Genomic DNA, 20244 nt, shown 5'->3' on the forward strand with positions numbered 1-20244 from the left:
CGGCCCGAGCCACGACCTCGGGCCGGTCGTATGACGCTTCACGATTGGGCTACCACGAGCGGGCGCCGCGGATTGACGGTGTCTCCGGGCTCATTGCATCGCGCAGCGCGACCGTTGTCGTCGTGTGCGCACCAGACATCCGGTGATTCGCGAACCAGGATGGTGCCCCGATTTCTTGGGGCCGTTGCGTTGTTCTGACGTGATGGGCGATACGGGGCTCGAAGCGACTTGCCTAGTCTCTGACTGCGCTCCCGCCTGCGTGGACCCCCGCCGCCCCCCCATCACGGCCTGCTACGGGATGTCGAGGAGGTCGGCGATCAGCTCGCGAATCTGGGCAAGCTCGGTTGCGGAGACCGGGTCATAGGTGTCATCGGTGACCGCTTCCACCGGGATGGCGGTGAGCAGGTGAACCTGGGCGACGGATGAGCGGTCGGGGTACCCCGCTCCAAGTGGCAGCTCGCTGCGCATTCGTCGAGCCGTGTTGCTCGTGATCGGGACGACGTGCAGGGTCAGGGGTTGCTGCTCGAGGATCTCCGTCGCTGTCAGCACCACCGCCGCCCGTGTGAACGCGGCCTCGGATCCCTTGGGGATCCCGAAGTCGACACCTAGGACGTCACCGGCGCGCAACGGTGTCCGCGCCCGTCGCCGTGACGGCCTCGTCGGCCGGATCAGGCTCGTACGCGTTCAGGTCTTCACCCATCTGCCGTTGCCGATGCCGTCGAAGGAGAAGTGCGAGGGCCTCGTCCATGGTGAGACCTTCGGCCTCCGCGATCCGGCGAAGCCGGTCACGGTTCCTGGGCGACACTCGTACCGTCGTATCTGGCATACGAAAGGGCATACTACGACGTATACGGGCATCTAGCCATCTTGCGCGGTCGTCGCGGGGTCGGCCAAGTTCTCGGTGGCGTCTCGAATGGCGTTTGTGGCGCGCCGGATTGTGGTGGTGCCGGCGTCCTGTGTCGCGGCTGGGAGTTCGCCGAGAGCGCGGGTAACGGCTTCCCCGCATGGCCTGTAGATGGTGGCGAACGCCTCGTACGTCTGTGGGGTGAGGCTGATCTGGACCTTGCGTCGGTCGGTTGCTGAGGCCGCGCGGGTGACGTAGCCGGACTCGATCAGCCGGTCAACCAAGGCGGTGACGGAGCCGGAGGTGAGTTGGAGTGCATCGCCCAGCTGGCCCGCCGAGACCGGGCCGTGCTCGAGGACGTTGAGGGCTCGGAGGTCGCTGCGGTGAATACCGAGGGCGGCTGCGGCGTGCTGGTCGAAGACTTCGATGGCTGCACCAAGCTCGCGGATCGCCTGAAACGTGGCGTTGACCTCCATGGCGCCCAGCCTGCCAGAGTGACTTCTTGATGACCATGATGTTTGGCAATCAAGACTTGTACGGTACCGTCTTGAACGTCAAGACATCTGTGGAACTCGAGGAAGGACGAGCCGTGCAGTGGACAGAGAGCATTGTGATCGATGCGCCCGCCGAGGTTGTGCGCATCGCAATGATGGACCAAGCCCATGTGATGGGCTGGTCGGCATGGCCTGAGGCGACCGGGTTCACCTGCGCGGTTGAGGGTGACGGTTCCTCACCGGGTTCGGAGATCGTGTTCCGCAACGACGATGGCCAGGTACAGGGCCGACAGCGGATCGTCAAGGTCGACGATCAGGTGATCCACAACGTGATGGAGAACAAGGGCCCGTTCGGCAAGACCCTCCGGCCGAGCGTTGACTTCCGCGTGACCCCGATCGGGCAGGACAGGACCAGAGCGTCGCTGGAGTTCGAGGCAGCGTTGCCCTTTCCTCCAATCCTGCGTCGCCTGGTGCGGATCCCGATGAGCCGCTGGGTACGTAACCTCCACCGCAAGGACATGGCGATGCTGAAGGAGTATGTGGAATCCGGCCGCGTCCGCGGTGAGGAGCACTGACCCGCACGGCACCGGCCGCGCATCGACGGACCGTCACAGGGCTGCCCGACAGGCCAAGGTCATGGCCGGCGGTGTCGACCCAGCACCGAGCTACTCAATTGCAGACGTCATCCCTCGGATCTCCTGCCCACCGTAGGAGTCCTGCTATGAGTCGTCCGCGGGCCGGCGTCGGCATCACGCCTCTGGGTCGGAGCCTCCCCCGAAATCGTTCTCGAAACTGCTCATGTCCGTCACCTCCGGATGAGAGAGCAGGTAGCGCAGGGCAACGTTCATTGCCTCCATGCAGGTCCGGGCGACATAGGGGTCGCTGTCAGCCCGGAGCATCTCGATGTGCTCAACCATCATTCGAACGGCCGCGCGGATCTCGGTACGGTCTGCGTCGATGCCGGCCGCTCGCAGCGCATCGAAGAGGTCGGGTTCGTTCATCAGCTGGTCTCTTTCTGCTGGGATCCAGTCCGCGGCACGCTGGTAGGTGCTCCGGAGCGTCGAGGACGATGTCATCACGGTCGTGTGGCCGGCATGAGGGGGAACGCTCAGCCCGCACATTCGGGGCATCGACCGCTTGCTGCCGTGGGCACCTGGTAGGTCCAGACGCTGAACAGCGTCAGCTCGGGAGGGCCGAAGGAGTTGACCAGCGGCGTGTCGGAGGCATCGCCGCCCCGGGACACCACGACCCGGCCGATGCGCGGGGCATTGTTGCGTCGGTCGAACTGCTTCGGCCCACCACATCGAGATAGGGGCTCCAACGACGAAGCGAGCCTGTTCACAGGGAACCGAGAGGGAGTCGCATGCAGGTTCCTCGAGTCGGGCTGGCCGATGCCACGAGCCAGACCTGCCAGCGTCGCGGCGGGCCCAGGTGGGGGGCGCTCCCCAAGTGACGTGACTGAGCCTACCGGGCTGACGGTTCACGACAATTGAGCGCACGTTGCGGCTCGGCCGCTTCGTCGCCGCACTCAGCCGCTCCCATATCGACGCATTCAAGCGGCGGTAGTACATGTGACGCAGTCGAGGGATCGAGAATCGGGCACTGCTTCATGCCGTTGTGGGCGATACAGGGCTCGAACCTGTGACCTCCTGGTTGTCGACCAGACGCTCTCCCAGCTGAGCTAATCGCCCTGGGAAGGGCAGAGGCTACCGACTCGGTTCGGCGGTGGCAATCGACTGACGGTTGAGCAGGCAGACTGGCGACCATGGCTCACGCTGACCCCAAGACCGTCCTCGAGAGTGCCTCAGTCGTCGCTGTCGTGGGCCTCTCGACCAAGCCGTACAAGGCAGCCCACCAGATCCCGGCGGATCTGCAGCGGCGCGGCTTCGAGATCCTCCCGGTGCACCCGACCGCCGACGAGATCCTGGGGGTCCCCGCCGTGCCACTCCTGGCTGACCTGGAGGCCCAGCCCGACCTCGTCGTGGTCTTCCGACCCCCGTCTGAGGCCGCCGAAGTGACCCGCCAGGCCATCCAGGTCGGGGCGGAGGCCGTGTGGTTGCAGTTGGGCATCACCTCAGACGAGGCCGAGGCGCTGGCGGATGAGGCTGACATCGACTTCGTGCAGGACCACTGCTCCATGGTCGAAGCCCGGCGCTACGGAATCACCAAGTAGGTCCGATGGTTCCCGGGGTGCGGCGACCACCGCCGGTCCACGGTTCAGCAGCAGGCTCTTGGTACACCGGCCCAGGGCCGGCGTTGCCCTCTGGCGTGCGACCGCTCGGTTCAACGACCCCGCAGCAGACTCTCGGTACACGAACTGGGCCCGGTTGGAGGCGGATGTACCGAGAGTTGAGGGTGACAAGGGGTTCTCCAACTCTCGGTATGTGGGCGAGGACATGAAGGACCGCGATCGTGTACTGAGAGTCGTTCCGTCGCGTGGTCGTGTACCGAGAGTTGTTCCCCTCCGCAGAGCGGCCATGTACCGAAGGTCGTTCCGTACCGAGAGTTGTTCCGTTATCCAATGCGGCCGTGGACCCACAGCTGCCCTCCAGCCAGACTGGCCATGAACCCAGAGTTGTTGTGCACCGACAGTCGGCGTACGACCCGCGCGTCAGCTGGAGTGGAGGAAGTGGATGACGTCTCCGTCGGCCACGACGTAGTCCTTCCCCTCCTGCCGGAGCTTCCCCGCCTCCTTCGCGCCCTGCTCACCACCGAGGGCCACGTAGTCCTCGAAGGTGATCACGTTGGCACGGATGAACCCCCGCTGGATGTCGGAGTGGATCTTCCCGGCCGCCGCCGGTGCCACGGACCCACGCCTGACGGTCCAGGCCCGGCTCTCCTTGGGTCCGGCGGTGAAGAAGGTCAACAGACCCAGCAGCTCGTAGGCGGCGGTGATCAACTTGTCCAGCCCAGAGGCGTCAAGCCCCAGGTCCGCCAGGAACTCCTCCCGCTCCTCAGGGTCCAGTTCGGCGATCTGTGCCTCCGCCTCGGCTGAGATCACGACCACCTGGGCGCCCTCCGACTCTGCGATCTTCCTGACGGTCTCGACGTGGCTGTTGCCAGCTGGCAGGTCACCTTCGCCCACGTTGGCGGCGTAGAGCGTCGGCTTGTCGGTGAGCAGCGCCAGATCGGCGAGATGGGCGCGGTCCTCCGGCGCCAGGACGAAGGTCCGCACCGGCTGGCCGCTCTCGACGTGGGCCAACAGGTCCCCGACGACGCTGGCAGCCCGCTTGGCCTCTGGATCTCCGGACCTCGCCGTCCGTTCGGCCCGCTCGGCCCGCTTGGTGATGACGTCCAGGTCCTTGAGCAGCAGCTCGGTCGAGATGACCTCGATGTCGCGCTCCGGGTCGACGGAGCCGTCCACGTGCACGATGTCGTCGTCGTCGAAGCAGCGGACGACGTGGCAGATCGCGTCCACGGCCGCGATGTGGGAGAGGAACTGGTTGCCGAGCCCCTCACCCTCCGACGCGCCCTTGACCAGCCCGGCGATGTCGACGAACTCCACCGACGTCGGGATCGTCTCGGCGGACTTGGCCAGCCGGGTCAGCTCGTCAAGCCGCGCGTCGGGCACCGCCACGGTGCCGACGTTGGGCTCGATGGTCGCGAACGGGTAGTTGGCCGCCTCCGCACCGGCCGCGCTGACCGCGTTGAAGAGGGTTGACTTGCCGACGTTGGGCAGCCCGACGATTCCGACCTGAAGTGCCATGGATCCCAAGCCTGCACCTAGCATGAGGCCCATGCACGTCGAGATCGAAGCCCCGAGTGACGAGTCCGCCGGGGGCCCTGACCTGCTGTTGCTGCACGGCGGCATCGGCACGGGGCGGTACCACTGGTCGAAGCAGATCAAGGGTCTGACAGGCGCAGGCTTCCGTCTGCACATGCCGGACCTGCCCGGCCACGGTCAGACTCCCGTCGGGGACCAGCCCTATGGTCGGTCCGTGCTCGTCGACGCGGTCCGCGAGTACGCGAGCAGCCTGGACCACAGGCCCATCGTGGCCGGCTTCTCGATGGGCGGGCACACGGCGATGGGGCTGGCGGCGACCGACCCGGAGCTCTTCGCCGGTCTGATCCTGATCGGTGTCAGCATCGCCGACCACGATGGCTTGGGTGCATGGCGGAGCAAGTTCGATCCCGACGTCTTGGAGGAGAGCTTCCCCCTCTGGGCCAGACAGCTCTCCAAGCTGCACGCCCCCCTCGGCGGCCCGGATGCCTGGCGCGACGTGTGCATTCGAGATTCCACGAAGCTGTCGGCTGAGGTCGACACCGACGCCCTCGCAGTCCTGGACGTCCCGACGCTGCTGGTTCGCGGCGACGGCGACGAGACGGTCGACCCCGGCCACTTCGGCCGACTGCGGGAGATCTGGCCGCACGCCGAGGAGTTCGTCGTACCAGGCGGCGGACACGACGTCCAGCTGACCCGCAGTCGAGTGACCGGTCCGGTCTTCGTCGACTTCCTCGGGCGGCACGCGGAGGACGGGCGATGAGCTCCCTCCGACTGTCCCGCGACCTGCCGACCCTCGACCGGCCGGTCCTCGTCGCTGCCTTCGAGGGCTGGAACGATGCCGGCGAGGCTGCAACCGGTGCGGTCCTGGCCGTAAGCGACGCCGTGCAGGCCACCCCGTTGGCGGACATCGACCCGGAGGAGTTCTTCGACTTCCAGGTGAATCGACCGGTCGTTCGCTGGGAGGGGGAGGAGCGAGTCCTCGACTGGCCGGCCACCACGATCTCGTGGGGCCGTGCCCGTGATGCTGATGGCCAACCGATCGGCCGAGACATCGTGCTGCTGCGGGGCCACGAGCCGAACCTTCGCTGGCGAACCTTCACCGAGACGATCCTCGGCCTCGCCCACGATCTGAATGTCGAGCGGGTCGTCACCCTCGGGGCGCTGCAGGTCGACGTGCCGCACACCCGACCCGTCCCGCTGACCGGCGCGTCGACCGACATGGACATCGAGGAGGAGCACGGGCTGCGCCGATCGGGCTACGAGGGTCCCACCGGCATCGTCGGCGTGCTGCACAATGCGGCGACAGCTGCCGGGTTCCAGGCCGTCACCCTCTGGGTCGGCGTCCCGCACTACCTGGCCGGGACGCAGTACGCCAAAGCGTCACTGGCCTTGGCCGAGCGGGTGGCACGGCTCTGCGATGCCGCCCTCGACCTGACCGATGTGGCGGACGAAGCGCAGGGGCAGGACGAGGACATCGCGGAGCTCGTGGCCGAGGATGAGGAGTTGGCGTCCTACGTCGGAGACCTCGAGGACCGTGTCGACGCCGAGTACGACGCCGACGCGGGTGCAACCGCAACCGATCAGCTCCCTCGACCGCCCGTCAGCGGAGATCAGATCGCGGCCGAGTTCGAGCAGTACCTGCAGGAGCGCAACTCCGAGTAGGCGCGTCCCCCGTCGAGGCCGGGGTCCGTGAGATCGTCGACGGGACGAGACCGGCCTCGCCTCCGGGACCCTGAGGCGGCACCACGTCCGGGCCTCAGCTGGGCCCTGAGACCGAGCCGCTCAGCTGGCCCTGAGGCCGAGCCGCTCAGTTGGCCCCGAGGACCTCGCGGACCACCGCGTTGACCAGCTTGCCGTCGGCCTTGCCCTTCACCTTCGGCATCAGGGCTCCCATGACCTTGCCCAGGTCTGAGGGGTCGGAGGCGCCGACCTGCGACACGGTCTCGGTGACCAGGGACCGGATCTCCGCCTCTCCCATCTGCTCGGGGAGGTACTCGGTCAGGACGTCCAGTTCGGCTTGCTCCGACGCCGCAAGCTCCTCGCGGCCGGCGTCGGCGTAGGTCTCGATGGATTCGCGGCGCTTCTTGGCCTCACGCGAGAGGATGTCGGTCACCTCGGCGTCGCTGACGTCATCGCCGTGGCCGGGCTCGGCTCGCAGGTTCTTGATGCCGGCCAGCACCATGCGCAGGGTTCCGGTCCGGACCTTGTCGCGGGCCTTCATGGCGTCTTTCAGATCACTCTGGATGGTGTCGGCAAGTCCCATGTGGCCAGATGCTACCTGCGGTCCGACTACCCTCCTGCGCCATGTCAGACCACCACGGCGACGTGGCACCACCGCATCCGATGACCACACTTCGCGCTGCCGGGCGACGGGACAGCTGGGCACCCGCGGACCGTCCTGCGTTGGTCCTGCTGGACGTCGACGGCACGCTGATGGGCCCGACCCGAGTCGTGACCGACGGCGTGGTCGCCGCGGTCGGGCGCGCGGTCGCAGCCGGTCTGCTGGTCGGGTTCGCCACAGGGCGCCCAGTCTCAGGGGTTGCTGAGGCCCAGTCGCAGCTGAACCTGGACGGGCCCCACGTGGTGCTCAACGGCGCGCAGGTCCGCAAGAACGGAGCGGCGGTTCGAAGCTGGCCGATGTCGGCAGAGCAGCGGCAGCAGGTCCTCGACCTCTGCGCCGAGCGGGACCTGTACGCCGAGCTGTACACGACCGACTCCCTGCTCGTCACGGCGTTCGATCGTCGCTACGAGTCGCACTGGACCGAGGTGATCGGCATGCCGGCGGGGACCGTCGACGAGCGGCCAGACCTGGCTGCGCAGACGATCAAGATGACGATGGTCACGACCACCGACGAGGAACGCGCAGCCGTTGTGGCCGCCATCGAGCAGCTGGGCCTGACGCCGGGGCCGGCCACGTCACCGGTGACGCCGGGACTGACGTACATCAACATCACCAGCCCCGAGGCCAACAAGGGCAACGCCGTCCGGGCGATCGCGGAGCTGGAGGGCATCACCACCGATGAGGTCGTCGCGATCGGCGACGGGGCCAACGACCTGCCGATGCTGCAGGCGGCCGGCACGGCCATCGCGATGGGTGGGGCCGAACCGTCGGTGGCCGCGGCCTCCCACTTCGAGGTTGCCGGGGTCGAGGAGGACGGGGCAGCGCAGGCGCTGGACGCGGTCGTTGCCTGGGCCTCGTCGGAGCACGCCGGGGGCGCCTCGACGTCGTCCGCGCGGTGACTGGCAGACGGCCCGGGGGTTCGTGGCGACGGACCCCAGTGAGTCAGTGGGTCGCGCCCGCGCCGTCGGCCTCCCGTGCCGCCGCCGCCAGCGCGTCCACGTCCGCCGACCGGAGGGCGTGGGCCAGAGCCCGCAGCAGGTCCGGTAGGTCTGCCTGCACCCGGACCGTGACCCGTCCGGGCTCGCTGTCCACGTCGACGTCCAGATCCTCCCCGTCGGTGGTGACGGTCAGCGTCGGTCGCTCGGGCCACACGACGTCGTCGTCCTGGCCGTCCTCCTCGGCCACGAAGTCCCAGGTGTCGGGGTGGATGCTGTCGATGAGCCTGGCCAGACGGTCAAGTTGGGGGAGCAGATGGGGGAGTTGCTCCCCGATCTCGTGGAGCATGGCATCGACCTCGGCCGCGTGCTGGCGGCAGTAGAGGTGATCCGGCGGCAACGACTCGCCACATACCGCGCACACGTCGTCCCGATACACGGCTAGGACTGCCCATCCCGAACTGCCAGACCCAGTGACCGGCGCAGGAAGTCGAACTGCAGCAGCAGCAGGTTGGTGTTCAGCGTCTCCGACGGCGTGAAGTGGGTGACACCCGACAGCGGGAGCACCTGGTGGGGACGACCGGTCTCCAGCAGGGCCCGGCTGAGACGCAGCGTGTGCGCGCTCACGACGTTGTCGTCGGCCAGCCCGTGGATCAACATGAGCGGCCGTGAGAGCTGCCCGGCGTCGGCGATGATCGAGGACTGGTCGTACGCCGAGGCGCTGATGTCCGGGTGGCCCAGGAACCGCTCGGTGTAGTGCGTGTCGTACAGCCGCCAGTCCGTCACGGGCGCGCCGCTCACGGCGGCGTGGAAGACGTCGGGACGTCGGAGGACCGCGAGCGCGGCCAGGTACCCACCGAACGACCAGCCACGGATGCCCACCCGCTCGAGGTCCAGCATGCCCGGGTTGGCGTCGGCCGTTCGCTCCAGCGCCTCGATCTGGCCGCCAAGCGTCGGGCGGGCGAAGTCCCCGGCGATGCGGGCACCCCACGACAACGACTGACCGGGTGATCCTGGCCCGTCGGTGACCAGGACGGCGAAGCCGTTGGCGGCGAACCACTGCGAGGTCAGGTTGGCAGCGCCGGCACCCAGGACTCGGCGTGCGCCGGGACCGCCGTAGGGGTCCACGAGCACGGGCAGGGGACCGGCATCCGGTGTCCACCCGTCCGGCAGGAACACCTGGGTCACCGGCTGCTCGAGCGAACCGACGGGTCGGCGTCTGACAGCCGGCAGCGGCGGCGGGGTGAGGGCCAGGCTCCGGGCGGTCGTCTCGCCCACGGTGACCTCCACGGCGGTGGTGCCGGGCCGACGCTGAGTGATCGCCAGACGCCCACCACCCATCACGGCGCTGGCCACACCCTCGGGGTCGCTCAGGATCTGCGTGGGCCCCTCCGGGAAGACGCGAGCCACGACGGTGCACCACGGCTGCTCCCGCGTGTGGGCGGTCACGATCACCCCGTCGTCCGGATCAACACCCACGATGCTGGCGATCATGAGGCCGACGTCGGTGGTCACCCTGCCACCGATGTCGAGCAGGCGGGTGTTCTGCAACTGGACGACGCGGACCAGTTCCCCGCCGGAGAGCCGCACGGGACTGCCCGGAATCAGTTCGATCCACGGTGAGTCGTCCTCGGTGGCGATCGTGCGGAACTCGCCGGTGTCGGTGAGTTCGAGGAAGGCCAGGCGCTGCTGGTTACGGCTCTGCACGACGACGGTTGCGGGATGGCCCGTCGGCCACGTCACCTCGGCCAGGTAGGGATAGCTGTCCCGGTCCCACACCAGAGGTGTGACCTCACCGTTCAGGCTGACCTGGTGCAGGGTGACTTCGGCGTTGGGTGTGCCTGCAGCCGGGTAGCGGATCTCGGTTGGTCGGGCATCGGGGTTCACCGGTCCGGCGATCCACCAGGTCCTGACGGGCGCCGTGTCGACCCGAGCGACGAGGAGCGACTGGCCGTCGGGAGCCCACCAGTAGCCGCGGGTCCGCCCCATCTCCTCGCCGGCGACGAACTCGGCGAGGCCCCAACTCACCGTTGGATTGCGATCGCCCACCAGGCGTCTGGGCGCGTTCGTCCCGTCCAGACGCGTGACCCACAGGGCCTGATCCTCGACGTAGGCGATCCGCTGGCCCGTCGGATCAGGGCGAGGGTCCACGACGGGACCGTCGACGGCCAGTTGCTGCAGCTCACCACTGTGGACATCCACCGTGAGGAGCTTTCCACCGGCCGCGAACGCCGCCGTCCGGACTTCGGCGTCACAGGCGAAGGTGACGATGCCGCTCCCTCGCTCACGGGCGCGTTCCCGTCTGGCGAGCTCCTCCGGAGGTACGCCGGCTGCATCCAGGGCTGCACCATCGACCAGCCTGGTCTCGCCGTCGGTGTCCAGACGCCACAGGGATTGGGTCGGGCTGTCCCCCTCGCCCCGGAGGAACAGCGCGTGGTCGGCGGCCAGAACGAAGTGGCGAGGCACGCCGAGGCTGAACCCCTGGGTCCGTGCGAACACGGCGGGGAAGTCCGTGCTGACGGCGTGAATCGGTGGCGGGGTCACGCGGGACTCCAGTTCGTTTGCTGCGTCAGCCCGTGGCGTCCGAAGCGGCCGGAGGCTCCGGCGTGGTGATGCCGCTGGCTGGAGGGGCTTCGCCGTCCGACGGCGCCGGCGTCGGTTCCTGCGTCGACCGGTCGTCGGCTGCTGGTACGGATTCAGGTTCTGCGGCCGGCGGCTGGGGCTCGGTGGCCGGGGTCTCGACGGCGCTCGCGGCCGGCGGGGCGGCAGCTGGGCGGGGTGCAGCACTCACTGCGGGGGTGTCGGCTGCGGGCGGCTCGCCGGCGGCGCCGGAGTCGATCCCGGCCACCGCTGCATCCACCGCCGCCGCGAGTTCTCCGTCGACGTCCACGGTTGCTCCCGGGGACCACTCGAGCCGGGGGCAGCGTGTCTCGTGCCCTGGTCGGACCCAGGTCCAGGCCTGACAGGCGGGGCAGCGGGTCTCGGCTCGGACCATCGGGTTGCCCTCGAGTGCCAGGGGCAGGTGCACCGAGTCGAAGCCAGCACACACGAAGTTCTCGAAGGCCTTCTCGCCCCGCATCCGATTCTCGGACGCCACGGCGTCGAGGATCTCCTGGGCGTCCAGGTCGGCGCCACCCTCGATGAGGATCTTGACCAGGTCGGCGGTCTCGGGCCGGCCGATGTCCAGGCCGACCAGGTTGGGTTCCTGGACCGACTCGGGCAGGGCGACGTCGACACCGCGGTCGTTCCAGGTCTTCCACTCCGCCAGGCCCGCGGCCCGGTCGGTCGCCGCGGCTTCCTCGACCCGTCGGGTGATCCGACCCGTCAGCTGGTCGCCATGTCCGTGGTCGCGTGCCCAGGCCAGGATCGCGCCGACGTCATCAGCGTCGAGATCGACCCGGTCGATCAGCGCTGGGACCCGATCGGGGTACTCCGACTGCGCCATCGTCAAGGTCGGCACGGTCGCCGGTAGGCGATCCGCGTGTGCGCCGAGCACGGCGTCGATGGCGTCGGGGATCGGCGTCTCGGTGTCGCGCATCGCCGCCGCTTCGGCCAGCCACTCGTCGGAGGGGTCCTCAGGGACCTCGATCTCGTAGTTGGTGTCCCGCCGGGACAGTGCCGCCATGACGACCGGTCGACGCCGGATGGCCGGACCCATCGGCTCGAGGATCTCCTTCATCCAGCGCCACGGGAGGCCCGCGGCACGGTCGATGTCCTCAGCGACCCTGCCGGCGTCACCGAGCAGGCCGAGGTGGGTCGCCGTCCGCAGCTTCTTCTTGGCCTTCTCCTGTGCGATCTGGCGCTGTGCGAGGACACCTTTGCACTCCTCGGGGAACAGCGTGAACAGATCCCAGAGGTAGAACAGATCGCGGTACCGGCCTGTGGCAGCGCTGGCCAGGAAGTGGCGGCACAGCGCAGCCGGACCCAGCAGCGCACCGGCGGTGACGGGCGGGATGTCGGTGATGACGACCTCGCGATGCTTGCGGGCCATCCGGCTGAGCGTGGCGTCGGGGTTCTGGACGTAGGCCAAGGCCGCCTCGGAGGTGGTGCCGATCGTCCTGATGACTGCGGCCGGATCCGGACCGGGGGCCTTCTTCTTCTTTTTCTTCTTCTTGGGCTGCTGCTCTGCCTTGGCAGGTTGCTCTGGCTTGGCGGCTTGCTCGGCCTGGGCAGGCTGGTCCGCGGGCGGCTCCGCCACTGGCCCCGTGTCACCGGTTGTGTCTGGCTCGACTGCGGGCGGCTCAGTGGTGGCCGGTTCCGTGGCCGCTTCGCTGTCCGCCGCACCCTCCGACTGTGCTGGCAGTTCCGGCGGCGCCGACTCTGACGGGGCTGGGTCGACCACGGGCGGCTGCGCCTCCGGTGTCGGCTCGCTCGGCGTCTGGTCAGGCTCTGCCGAGGCGGTCGGGTTCGGATCGGACGGGGTGGCCGTCATGGCGCTCCTGCCTTTCACAGGCCGCTGGTGCCTGCAGTCTGGACCTTGTGGTCTCGCGGCGGCGCCGGGGGCCGGGCGGCCCAGGTTCGTGGCGTCGGTGCGCGAGGGTCGGTTTCGTCACGGTTCCGCATCGATGAGATGACGCGGAACCGAGAGCCTACTCGTTACTGGCCTGCGTCCGGGTTCGGCGGGATGATCAAGGTCTGACCGACCTGCAGCGGCGTGGACCCGGAGAGGTTGTTCGCCTCCGCAATGATCCCGAAGGCGAGTGGGTCCCCATACACGGCCTGAGCGATGTCGGAGAGGTTGTCACCTGACTGCACCTCATATGTGCGGTTGCCGTTGGCATCCGTCGGCGCTGCCTCGGGTCCGGCTGGTTCCGGCGCGGTGGTCCCGTCCTCGCCCGTGGCAGGCGTCGAGGTGTCCCCGCCATTTGCCTGCTGGGTGCGCAGGCTCTGCAACTCCGTCTGCAACTGCTCGATGGTCTGGTCCCGATCGGCCAGGGCGTCCTCGGCGCTGGCCCGCGCGGTCACTTCGACATCGAGGTCCGCCTGGGAGATGTCGCTGCCGCCCGCACAGCTGCGACCGATCAGAATCAGGACGATTGCCGCGATCACCATGGCCCCGACGCGATACCACAGGATCTGCTCGCCGAAGTCGTCAGCTTCTTCGTATTCGAAGTCCATGGGTCTCTAGTATCCACGGATTGCCCACGCATGTGAGGATGTAGGACATGTTGGACCGGGAATGGGTCAGCCTGACAGACGCCGCCGAACCGCGTGAGCGGTACCTCTTCGACGTGTCGTTCCTGGCGTCCTCCTACAGCTGCATCTACGGGCGCGGCTGCCCCGGAACGGAGGGTGTGGCAGACGACGACAGAGGATGCTGCCGGTTCGGCGCCCACTTCGTCGACGACGACGACCGTGACCGGACGGTGGAGATGGTGGAGGTCCTCGGCCCGCAGTACATGCAGCAGTATCGCCTGGCTGCTCGCCGAGGGGTGGTTGCCACCGACGCCGACGGATCCCAGCGGACGCGGATGACCGGCGGGGCCTGCATCTTCCTCAACCGCAACTCCTGGTCGCGGGGGGCCGGCTGCTCCCTGCACCAGTACGCCATCGACCGTGGCGAGCATCACGTCGACTACAAGCCGGAGGTCTGCTGGCTGGTTCCGCTGCGGCGTGAGATCGAGACCGACATCGCCGACGATGGGGAGGAGCGGGTGACGACGACCATCACCAGCTACGACCGGGGTGCCTGGGGTGAGGGTGGAGCGGACTTCTCGTGGTGGTGCACCACGGACGACGATCGAGCGTACGGGGGAACCCGTCCGGTCTATGCGTCCATGAAGCAGGAGCTGATCGCGATGAGCTCACCGCAGGTCTACGGCGAGCTCGTCGCCTACATGGAGGGCCGGCGCGGCCCGCAGCGTCGTCCGCTGCCGCTGATGCCACCCCCTGGACCGCCTGCCGCCAGCACACCATGAGCGCCGCTGACCGTGCCATTGCCGCGCCACAACTGCGGGAGACGGCGGACATCCACTGGGACTCCGGCCACGATCCGGTGATCCGCTGGGACGCCAGCGGTCGTCGGTTCTGGCTGGTCGACGGAGCTGATTCTGGACGACGACTGCTGCTGTGGGCCGTTGGGGAGGGGACGGACAGCAAGCTGCCAGAGGCCGAGACCATCGCCGAGGTGTTCCGTGATGGCTTGGCCGCTTGCGACTTCCCGCCGGACGGCTCGGGTGTGCCGGAGCACCGGGCGTCTGCCACGCTCCGCGTGGCTGGGCTGTCCGGGTAGGCCTTCTTCACGGGCCCTCACCCGGGCCCCCACCAGGGCCGCCACGACCCTCCTCGAACGACTCGAGGTCGCCCGGTGTGTTCAGGTTCAGCGCCCACGCGGTGGATCGCGTGAACAGCTCCGTCTCGCCCTCACTGAGCACCACCGCGCCGATCTGGCGCGCCACGTCGATGACGGACCGGGTGCCATCAGCGACCGCTGCTGCCACCTTCCCGCCCACTGCCGTCGACCACACGGCGTGCAGGGGCTGCGGGCGGCCGGCTCCGGAGGGGACGATGGCCGGCTGTCCGGCCCACGACTCGCTCAGCGCCTGCAGCAACCCGGCGTCGGGCCGGGGGATGTCGACGGCCAGGACGATCGCGTGGGTGCTGTTGCCGGCCTGCAGCCCGGCCAGGATGCCGCCGAGCGGCCCACCACCCGGCAGGCAGTCGGCGATCTGCGGCACCTCCAGGTCGGGGATCGTTCGCTGTCCGGACGCGACCAGGACGCCGCTGGTCAGCGGCTCCAGGAACGCCACCGCTCGATCGATCAGTCGTCGACCGTCGACGATGGCCAGGGCCTTGTCCTGGCCCATGCGGCGCGAGGTTCCGCCGGCCAGCACGATGCCCACCGGCCTCGTCACCGGCGTCGACCCAGGTGCGGTCTCCTCAGCCATCGCGGTCCAGGCGACGCCCAACCCACCACGCCGCGGCGTAGTAGGCGACCAGGGCGATCGCTGCCGACGCGGCCATCCGGCGCAGCGACAGACCGCCCGCGGCCGACAGGAACACCAGGTCGCCGACGAACAGGCCGAGTCCCACGGACACGGGCAGGTAGCGCAGCCGCTCGGTGCTCACGGCGTCGACCGGGTCGACACGACCCGGATCAGACCTGCTCGGCGAGCCAGGCCACCACGTCGGCCAACACGGTGTCCTGCTCCGGCTCGTTGAAGACCTCGTGGTGGAGCCCGTCGTAGGTCTTGAGGTCCACGATCTGCGAGCCGACGGCCCCGGCCAGGGCCCGGGCGCCGTCCACGGCGGCCAGACGGTCCTCGGTCCCGTGCACGATCAGCAGCGGCTCGGTGATGCGGCTGGCCTTCGGCATGAGCGCGTCCTCCAGGCCCAGCAGCGTGGCCCCGGTCCCAGCGGGGATCTTGCCGTGGAAGACCAGTGGATCCGCGTCGTAGGCGGCGACGACGGCCGGATCACGGCTGACGTCGCCGGAGTCGAGCGCCTGGGTGGGCAACTTGCCCGCCACCCGGCCGAGGATCGGCGCCAGGACCTTCAGCGGTGCCGCGACCTCGGCGGCGTTTCGCAGGTAGGGGCCGCTGAGCACCACGGCTGCGACGGGATCATGGGGGCCGACGAGGTGGTCGACGATGACCGCGCTGCCCATCGAGTGCCCCAGCAGGATCTGGGGCAGCGGGTCCTCGCCCGGCTTCACCGTCTGCGCGACGATGTCACGGAACATGGCGAAGTCGTTGCTGAGATCCGAGATCGACTTCACGTAGGCCCGCGGGCCTCCAGACCGGCCGTGGCCACGATGGTCCAGCGCGGCCACGGCGTAGCCGGCCTCGACCAGCGCGGCGGCGACGTGCCCGTAGCGGCCCGAGTGCTCGCCGAACCCGTGGGAGAGGATCACCACTGCGGAGGGATCTTCGGCCGGAAGCCAGGTCTGGGTGAAGATCGTCACGCCGCCGGCGGCGAGGAACTGATCGGTGCTGTGCGTCATGCTGCGGAGACTAACCAGCGGCGGGGATGGCACCCAAGTCGGGAGCAGCCTCCTCCACCTCGACCTGTGCCACGGGCACGTCGATCAGCGAGCCGTACTCGGCCCACGAACCGTCGTAGTTCCGCACCTGAGCAAAGCCCAGGATCTCGTGCAGCACGAACCAGGTGTGGGCCGCCCGCTCGCCGATGCGGCAGTAGACAACGGTGTTGTCATCCGGTCCCACGCCGGCCCGGCGGTACAGCGAGCACAACGCCTCACCGGAGAGGAACTTCCCCGTCTGGCCATCCACGGCGTGGGACCAGGGCACGTTGCTGGCCCCGGGGATGTGGCCGGCGACCATCGCGGCCTCACCCGGCAGGTGCGGCGGTGCCGCGCTCCGGCCCTGGTACTCGGGCTCTGAGCGGACGTCGATCAGGCTGACTCCCGGAGGGCCGCCCACCAACTCCTCCAGCACCTCGTCCCGAAACACCCTGATCGACGGGTCGGGGGCGGCGGCCCGGTAGCCGACGGTGGGGGAGCGATCCGGGAGTCGGCTGGTCAGTGGGCGGCCCTCGTGCTGCCAGGCCGTACGGCCGCCGTTCATCAGCGACAGCCGACGGTGTCCGTAGAGCTTGAACGTCCAGTAGGCGTAGGAGGCAAACCAGTTGTGGTTGCCGCCGTAGAGCACGACGTGGGTGTCGGCGGTGACGCCCAGCCGATCCATGAGCTGCTCGAACGATCGCTGGTCGAGCACCGTCCGTCGCCGCGGATGACACAGGTCCATGGTCCAGTTCAGGCCGACGGCACCATCCACGTGCGCTCGGGCATAGGACTCGGTGTCCTCGTCGACGTCCACCACCACGACATCGTCATCGTGGAGGTGATCCGCCACCCAGTCAGGCTCGACCAGGGGCGACGGCAACGGCGTGCGGAGGACGGACACGGCGAGCGAGGCTAGGCACGCGCCCTGCCGAGGACGAAGCGGTGCACGGTAGCAACGGTGCGAAGGGGACGACGCCCTAGATGACGGCGGTCTCCGTGGTCAGGTCGGCGCCGTCGAAGCGCTCGATGCGGAACGGCTCGATGTCGATCGTGTGGGCCCGGCCGTCGAGGATCTCCTCAGCGATGAGTTGGCCGCAGCCAGGAGCATGCATCACCCCGTGACCGCTGAACCCGCTGGCGTTGATCCACCCCTCCGCGGAGGGGTCGCGGCCGAGGATTGGTGTGTAGTCCGGGGTCACCTCGTAGTAGCCCCACCACGATGCCTTGGTGTCGAGCTCCTCCTGCTCGAACCAGGGATAGCGCTCGAACAGGGCCGGCATCATCTCCTCCAGATGGTCCCAGTCGACCCCGGTGAGGAACCCCTTGGGGCTGTCGTGGTCGTGGTGGCCGATCAGCAGACGGTCACCCTCGGTTCGGAAGTACACGCCCGAGGTCAGGTCCACCGTCAGCGGCAGGGGGCCGCCGCGATCCTGTGGGGCGGTGACGAAGACGTCGTTGCGTTGTGGTTGGACCGGAACGTCCAGACCGGCCAGCTCGGCGATGCCGCCCGACCAGGCACCGGCCGCGTTGACGACGACGTCGGCCTCGATCTGACCGTCATCGGTGATCAGCGTCCAGGCCGAGCCACGCTCCACACCGATCACGGTCTCCAGCCGATGGAAGACCGTCCCCTCCGATCGCGCGTTGCGCATCAACAGCTGGGTCGACTGGTCCGGGTCCACGAAGCCGTCCTTGGGACCGTGGGCGGCCCCGGCGATGCCGGCGGGGTCGAACTCGACGATCTGCTGGGCCTCCTCGACGGTCAGGAGTCGGACGTCGGCGCCCCGGCTGCGCTGCATCTCCACCAGGGCCTCGCGCTCTGCCAGGTCTCCGTCCGGTACCAGGAAGAGGTATCCCTCGGGGCGGTAGCCGGACTCGTTGGCCGCGTACCACTCCAGCGACAGCAGGGAGAGATCGACGTTGTGCGGCTGGGCGAACTGGGTGCGGAACCCGGCGGCGCTGCGGCCCGTCGAGCCCATCGCCACGCCCTCCTCCTTCTCGATCACCGTGACCTCGGCTCCGCGACGAGCCAGGTGGTAGGCACACGAGGCACCGATGATCCCCGCACCGATGATGGCTACTCGCACGTCGTCCATGAGCGTGGATCCTCCCCGGTCAGCGGCCCTGGAAGGTGGGTCGTTCCTTGGCGACGAACGCTGCGATGCCGCCCTGTGCGTCCTCGGTCTCGGCCATCGTGGCGATCCACTGGGACTCATCAGCCATCTGCGCCTCCAGGGGCTGCTGCATGGCTGAGCGCAGCAACGCCTTCGCACCGGCGAACGCGCGGGTCGGGCCAGCCGCCAGCTGACGCGCCGTGGCCATCGCGCGGTCGGCCAGGTCGTCGTCAGCGACCACGTCGGTGACCAGACCCCACTCCTTGGCCTCGGTGGCCGAGAGACGCCGGTTGGTGAAGATGAGCTCCTGCGCCCGCCGGAGACCGACCAGTCGTGGCAGGTACCAGGTGGAGGACAGGTCGGGCGTGAGGCCCGCGGCGGTGTAGGCCATGGTGAAGGAGGCCGACTCGGCCGCCAGCACGATGTCCCCGCCGAGCACCAGGCTCATGCCGCCGCCGGCTGCGGTGCCCTGGACCGCGATCACAACGGGCGCAGGGCCACGGCTCAGCCGCTCGGCCGCGGCATGGGCAAGCGTGGTCAGGTGGCGCAGGGCGACGGGCATGTCAGGTGCGTCGTTGAAGTACTTGAGGTCTCCGCCGACGTGGAAGGACGGTCCCTCCGCGTCCAGCAGGATGGCGCGAACGTCGCCGTTGTGCGCGATCTCCGCGGTTGCGGCCTCCAGGTCCTCCCCCTGCTGCAAGGTCAGTGAGTTGTGCGCCTCGGGCCGGCTCAGGGTGATGTGGGCGACGCCGTCTGCGACGTCCAGGTCCAGTGTGGTGAAGGCCATGGCTGGAGCATGGCAGATTCACGGCTTCGTCGTCGCTTGCTCCGCGATCGACTGGTCGGGCACCGACGGCGGTGTCAGCGCCCCCTGACCGGGGACTGGCCGTCGCTGGGCCAGGTAGACGCCGACGATCAGGGTCGCCGCGCCAAGGAAGACGTTCGGGCCGAAGCGCTCACCGCGGAAGATGGCCCCCGCGATCAGTCCGACGACGGGGACGAGGTAGGTGACCATCGAGGCGTTGGTCGCGCCGACCCGTCCGATCAGCGTGAAGTAGATGATGAAGGCGACCCCGGTGCCGAGCAGGCCCAGTGCGAGGAGCGCCGCCGCCGGGACGAGCGGGATGTCGGTGGGCAACGGCGGGGGTCCCTCGACCGCCACGGAGAAGACGGAGGCCACTGCGGCACCGAGCGTCAACTGCACCGCAACGGCGGGCAGCGTGTCGACCCGCCCGGAGATCTCCTTCCGGGTGATCACCGACCCCAACCCGTAGGCGAACGGTGCGATCGCTGCGATGGCCAGCGCCAGCACCGGCCCGCCGGCCGAGACCTCACCACCGATGATGATGACCGACCCGACGACCGCGACCAACAGCCCGGTGACGCGCATGGCATGGAGGCGTTCGATGCCGAAGGCGACCGCCAGCAGCAACGTGGCGCCCGGTGTGGTGGCGTTGAGGACGGCCACCAGACCGGAGTCGAGGAACTGCTGGGCCCAGGCCTGGCCGAACCACCCCGCGGCGGTCCCGGCGACGCCGATCGTGGCCAGCGCGACGAGGACCCGACGCCGTCGGGGGAGCGAGATCTGCCGGCTGAGCACGATTCCGACCAGCAGGGCACCCCCGATGGTCATCCGGCCGGCCACGATCCAGCCGGGCGGTATCTCCTCGACCGCGGTCTTGATGAACAGGAAGCTGTTGCCCCACAGCAGCGAGAGCAGGATCAGCAGGCCTGCGTCTCGGGGGGTGAAGGAGGATGAGGCGGACCGGGACACGAAGCACTGAGTGTGCCCGTGGAGAACCTGGCACGCTTGGGACACCCCGAGCAAA

Annotated in this window: 24 protein-coding genes and 1 tRNA gene; 7 read left to right on the forward strand and 18 right to left on the reverse strand. The window is 68.9% G+C overall.

All coding sequences use genetic code 11. The annotated features are described in order from the left end of the window. Nucleotides 1-291 precede the first annotated feature (291 nt). The 3 genes from C1746_RS12435 to C1746_RS12440 form a co-directional block, all read right to left on the reverse strand. Nucleotides 292-627: a type II toxin-antitoxin system PemK/MazF family toxin gene (locus C1746_RS12435; RefSeq protein ID WP_162867682.1), complete on the reverse strand. Its 336-nt coding sequence runs from the start codon at nucleotides 625-627 to the stop codon at nucleotides 292-294. Then, nucleotides 614-748: a hypothetical protein gene (locus C1746_RS22990; RefSeq protein WP_276309975.1), complete on the reverse strand. Its 135-nt coding sequence runs from the start codon at nucleotides 746-748 to the stop codon at nucleotides 614-616. The genes C1746_RS12435 and C1746_RS22990 overlap by 14 nt, the downstream gene beginning before the upstream one ends. Before the next feature lie 110 nt (nucleotides 749-858). Next, the gene (locus C1746_RS12440; RefSeq protein ID WP_116714881.1) at nucleotides 859-1320 is read right to left on the reverse strand and encodes a MarR family winged helix-turn-helix transcriptional regulator; all 462 of its coding nucleotides are present in this window, start codon (nucleotides 1318-1320) and stop codon (nucleotides 859-861) included. A gap of 29 nt (nucleotides 1321-1349) precedes the next feature. Between C1746_RS12440 and C1746_RS12445 the strand changes: the two genes are divergently transcribed. Continuing rightward, nucleotides 1350-1913, forward strand: a complete 564-nt coding sequence (locus tag C1746_RS12445; protein ID WP_116714882.1) for an SRPBCC family protein — start codon at nucleotides 1350-1352, stop codon at nucleotides 1911-1913. Between the two features lie 174 nt (nucleotides 1914-2087). On the opposite strand, the gene C1746_RS12450 is transcribed toward C1746_RS12445, so the two are convergent. Together C1746_RS12450 and C1746_RS12460 are read right to left on the reverse strand one after the other, a co-directional pair. Beyond that, entirely contained in the window at nucleotides 2088-2339 is a 252-nt protein-coding gene (locus C1746_RS12450; protein ID WP_162867683.1) for a hypothetical protein, read from the reverse strand. A 617-nt stretch (nucleotides 2340-2956) separates the two neighbouring features. Beyond that, a tRNA-Val gene (locus C1746_RS12460) sits at nucleotides 2957-3029 on the reverse strand. 74 nt (nucleotides 3030-3103) lie between these two features. Between C1746_RS12460 and C1746_RS12465 the strand changes: the two genes are divergently transcribed. Next, the gene (locus C1746_RS12465; protein ID WP_116714885.1) at nucleotides 3104-3511 is read left to right on the forward strand and encodes a CoA-binding protein; all 408 of its coding nucleotides are present in this window, start codon (nucleotides 3104-3106) and stop codon (nucleotides 3509-3511) included. Nucleotides 3512-3949: 438 nt separating this feature from the next. Here the strand turns inward: C1746_RS12465 and ychF are convergent, their stop codons facing one another. After that, a complete protein-coding gene (ychF, locus tag C1746_RS12470; RefSeq protein WP_116714886.1) occupies nucleotides 3950-5044 on the reverse strand; it encodes a redox-regulated ATPase YchF in 1095 nt (364 codons plus the stop codon). Between the two features lie 31 nt (nucleotides 5045-5075). Here ychF and C1746_RS12475 point away from each other — a divergent pair, with 31 nt between their 5' ends. Together C1746_RS12475 and C1746_RS12480 are read left to right on the forward strand one after the other, a co-directional pair. Beyond that, nucleotides 5076-5822 carry an alpha/beta fold hydrolase gene (locus tag C1746_RS12475; protein WP_162867684.1) on the forward strand — a complete coding sequence of 249 codons (747 nt, stop codon included), beginning with the start codon at nucleotides 5076-5078 and terminating at the stop codon, nucleotides 5820-5822. Continuing rightward, nucleotides 5819-6724, forward strand: coding sequence for a PAC2 family protein (locus C1746_RS12480; protein WP_116714888.1), 906 nt, complete (start codon nucleotides 5819-5821; stop codon nucleotides 6722-6724). The genes C1746_RS12475 and C1746_RS12480 overlap by 4 nt, the downstream gene beginning before the upstream one ends. Before the next feature lie 145 nt (nucleotides 6725-6869). Here the strand turns inward: C1746_RS12480 and C1746_RS12485 are convergent, their stop codons facing one another. After that, a complete protein-coding gene (locus C1746_RS12485) occupies nucleotides 6870-7325 on the reverse strand; it encodes a GatB/YqeY domain-containing protein (protein ID WP_116714889.1) in 456 nt (151 codons plus the stop codon). 41 nt (nucleotides 7326-7366) lie between these two features. Between C1746_RS12485 and C1746_RS12490 the strand changes: the two genes are divergently transcribed. After that, entirely contained in the window at nucleotides 7367-8302 is a 936-nt protein-coding gene (locus C1746_RS12490) for a Cof-type HAD-IIB family hydrolase (RefSeq protein WP_162867685.1), read from the forward strand. 43 nt (nucleotides 8303-8345) lie between these two features. Here the strand turns inward: C1746_RS12490 and C1746_RS12495 are convergent, their stop codons facing one another. From C1746_RS12495 to C1746_RS12510, 4 genes are all read right to left on the reverse strand, one after another. Continuing rightward, nucleotides 8346-8777 carry a hypothetical protein gene (locus tag C1746_RS12495; RefSeq protein WP_162867686.1) on the reverse strand — a complete coding sequence of 144 codons (432 nt, stop codon included), beginning with the start codon at nucleotides 8775-8777 and terminating at the stop codon, nucleotides 8346-8348. A 2-nt stretch (nucleotides 8778-8779) separates the two neighbouring features. After that, on the reverse strand, nucleotides 8780-10882 hold the full coding sequence (locus C1746_RS12500; protein WP_205711834.1) for a S9 family peptidase: 2103 nt from the start codon (nucleotides 10880-10882) through the stop codon (nucleotides 8780-8782). 25 nt (nucleotides 10883-10907) lie between these two features. Then, entirely contained in the window at nucleotides 10908-12770 is a 1863-nt protein-coding gene (locus C1746_RS12505; RefSeq protein WP_116714892.1) for a hypothetical protein, read from the reverse strand. Nucleotides 12771-12934: 164 nt separating this feature from the next. Continuing rightward, a complete protein-coding gene (locus tag C1746_RS12510) occupies nucleotides 12935-13456 on the reverse strand; it encodes a LysM peptidoglycan-binding domain-containing protein (RefSeq protein ID WP_116714893.1) in 522 nt (173 codons plus the stop codon). Between the two features lie 47 nt (nucleotides 13457-13503). Here C1746_RS12510 and C1746_RS12515 point away from each other — a divergent pair, with 47 nt between their 5' ends. Continuing rightward, nucleotides 13504-14256 (forward strand): DUF3109 family protein, encoded by a 753-nt coding sequence (locus tag C1746_RS12515; protein WP_116714894.1) that lies wholly within the window; start codon nucleotides 13504-13506, stop codon nucleotides 14254-14256. Beyond that, complete coding sequence (locus C1746_RS12520; RefSeq protein ID WP_116714895.1) at nucleotides 14253-14570, forward strand: hypothetical protein; 318 nt, start codon at nucleotides 14253-14255, stop codon at nucleotides 14568-14570. Before C1746_RS12515 ends, C1746_RS12520 begins: the two co-directional genes overlap by 4 nt. 7 nt (nucleotides 14571-14577) lie before the next feature. Here the strand turns inward: C1746_RS12520 and C1746_RS12525 are convergent, their stop codons facing one another. The 7 genes from C1746_RS12525 to C1746_RS12555 form a co-directional block, all read right to left on the reverse strand. Further along, on the reverse strand, nucleotides 14578-15225 hold the full coding sequence (locus tag C1746_RS12525; RefSeq protein WP_116714896.1) for a molybdenum cofactor guanylyltransferase: 648 nt from the start codon (nucleotides 15223-15225) through the stop codon (nucleotides 14578-14580). Beyond that, nucleotides 15218-15406 carry a hypothetical protein gene (locus tag C1746_RS12530; RefSeq protein ID WP_116714897.1) on the reverse strand — a complete coding sequence of 63 codons (189 nt, stop codon included), beginning with the start codon at nucleotides 15404-15406 and terminating at the stop codon, nucleotides 15218-15220. Before C1746_RS12530 ends, C1746_RS12525 begins: the two co-directional genes overlap by 8 nt. 28 nt (nucleotides 15407-15434) lie before the next feature. Beyond that, nucleotides 15435-16280, reverse strand: a complete 846-nt coding sequence (locus C1746_RS12535) for an alpha/beta hydrolase (protein WP_116714898.1) — start codon at nucleotides 16278-16280, stop codon at nucleotides 15435-15437. A gap of 10 nt (nucleotides 16281-16290) precedes the next feature. After that, the gene (locus C1746_RS12540) at nucleotides 16291-17202 is read right to left on the reverse strand and encodes a sulfurtransferase (protein WP_205711835.1); all 912 of its coding nucleotides are present in this window, start codon (nucleotides 17200-17202) and stop codon (nucleotides 16291-16293) included. Nucleotides 17203-17278: 76 nt separating this feature from the next. Next, complete coding sequence (locus C1746_RS12545) at nucleotides 17279-18397, reverse strand: NAD(P)/FAD-dependent oxidoreductase (RefSeq protein WP_116714899.1); 1119 nt, start codon at nucleotides 18395-18397, stop codon at nucleotides 17279-17281. Between the two features lie 19 nt (nucleotides 18398-18416). Next, nucleotides 18417-19202: an enoyl-CoA hydratase/isomerase family protein gene (locus C1746_RS12550; protein WP_116714900.1), complete on the reverse strand. Its 786-nt coding sequence runs from the start codon at nucleotides 19200-19202 to the stop codon at nucleotides 18417-18419. Between the two features lie 18 nt (nucleotides 19203-19220). Continuing rightward, the gene (locus C1746_RS12555; protein WP_116714901.1) at nucleotides 19221-20189 is read right to left on the reverse strand and encodes a DMT family transporter; all 969 of its coding nucleotides are present in this window, start codon (nucleotides 20187-20189) and stop codon (nucleotides 19221-19223) included. Nucleotides 20190-20244 lie beyond the last annotated feature (55 nt).

The organism is Euzebya tangerina, from assembly GCF_003074135.1.
GTDB classification, from domain to species: domain Bacteria; phylum Actinomycetota; class Nitriliruptoria; order Euzebyales; family Euzebyaceae; genus Euzebya; species Euzebya tangerina.

Bases quoted from the DNA above. Each gene is read 5' to 3' on its own strand.
- C1746_RS22990 (WP_276309975.1), bottom strand. From the start codon at position 748: ATGGACGAGGCCCTCGCACTTCTCCTTCGACGGCATCGGCAACGGCAG.
- C1746_RS12440 (WP_116714881.1), bottom strand. From the start codon at position 1,320: ATGGAGGTCAACGCCACGTTTCAGGCGATCCGCGAGCTTGGTGCAGCC.
- C1746_RS12445 (WP_116714882.1), top strand. From the start codon at position 1,350: ATGACCATGATGTTTGGCAATCAAGACTTGTACGGTACCGTCTTGAAC.
- C1746_RS12450 (WP_162867683.1), bottom strand. From the start codon at position 2,339: ATGAACGAACCCGACCTCTTCGATGCGCTGCGAGCGGCCGGCATCGAC.
- C1746_RS12465 (WP_116714885.1), top strand. From the start codon at position 3,104: ATGGCTCACGCTGACCCCAAGACCGTCCTCGAGAGTGCCTCAGTCGTC.
- ychF (WP_116714886.1), bottom strand. From the start codon at position 5,044: ATGGCACTTCAGGTCGGAATCGTCGGGCTGCCCAACGTCGGCAAGTCA.
- C1746_RS12475 (WP_162867684.1), top strand. From the start codon at position 5,076: ATGCACGTCGAGATCGAAGCCCCGAGTGACGAGTCCGCCGGGGGCCCT.
- C1746_RS12480 (WP_116714888.1), top strand. From the start codon at position 5,819: ATGAGCTCCCTCCGACTGTCCCGCGACCTGCCGACCCTCGACCGGCCG.
- C1746_RS12485 (WP_116714889.1), bottom strand. From the start codon at position 7,325: ATGGGACTTGCCGACACCATCCAGAGTGATCTGAAAGACGCCATGAAG.
- C1746_RS12490 (WP_162867685.1), top strand. From the start codon at position 7,367: ATGTCAGACCACCACGGCGACGTGGCACCACCGCATCCGATGACCACA.
- C1746_RS12505 (WP_116714892.1), bottom strand. From the start codon at position 12,770: ATGACGGCCACCCCGTCCGATCCGAACCCGACCGCCTCGGCAGAGCCT.
- C1746_RS12510 (WP_116714893.1), bottom strand. From the start codon at position 13,456: ATGGACTTCGAATACGAAGAAGCTGACGACTTCGGCGAGCAGATCCTG.
- C1746_RS12515 (WP_116714894.1), top strand. From the start codon at position 13,504: ATGTTGGACCGGGAATGGGTCAGCCTGACAGACGCCGCCGAACCGCGT.
- C1746_RS12520 (WP_116714895.1), top strand. From the start codon at position 14,253: ATGAGCGCCGCTGACCGTGCCATTGCCGCGCCACAACTGCGGGAGACG.
- C1746_RS12525 (WP_116714896.1), bottom strand. From the start codon at position 15,225: ATGGCTGAGGAGACCGCACCTGGGTCGACGCCGGTGACGAGGCCGGTG.
- C1746_RS12535 (WP_116714898.1), bottom strand. From the start codon at position 16,280: ATGACGCACAGCACCGATCAGTTCCTCGCCGCCGGCGGCGTGACGATC.
- C1746_RS12545 (WP_116714899.1), bottom strand. From the start codon at position 18,397: ATGGACGACGTGCGAGTAGCCATCATCGGTGCGGGGATCATCGGTGCC.
- C1746_RS12550 (WP_116714900.1), bottom strand. From the start codon at position 19,202: ATGGCCTTCACCACACTGGACCTGGACGTCGCAGACGGCGTCGCCCAC.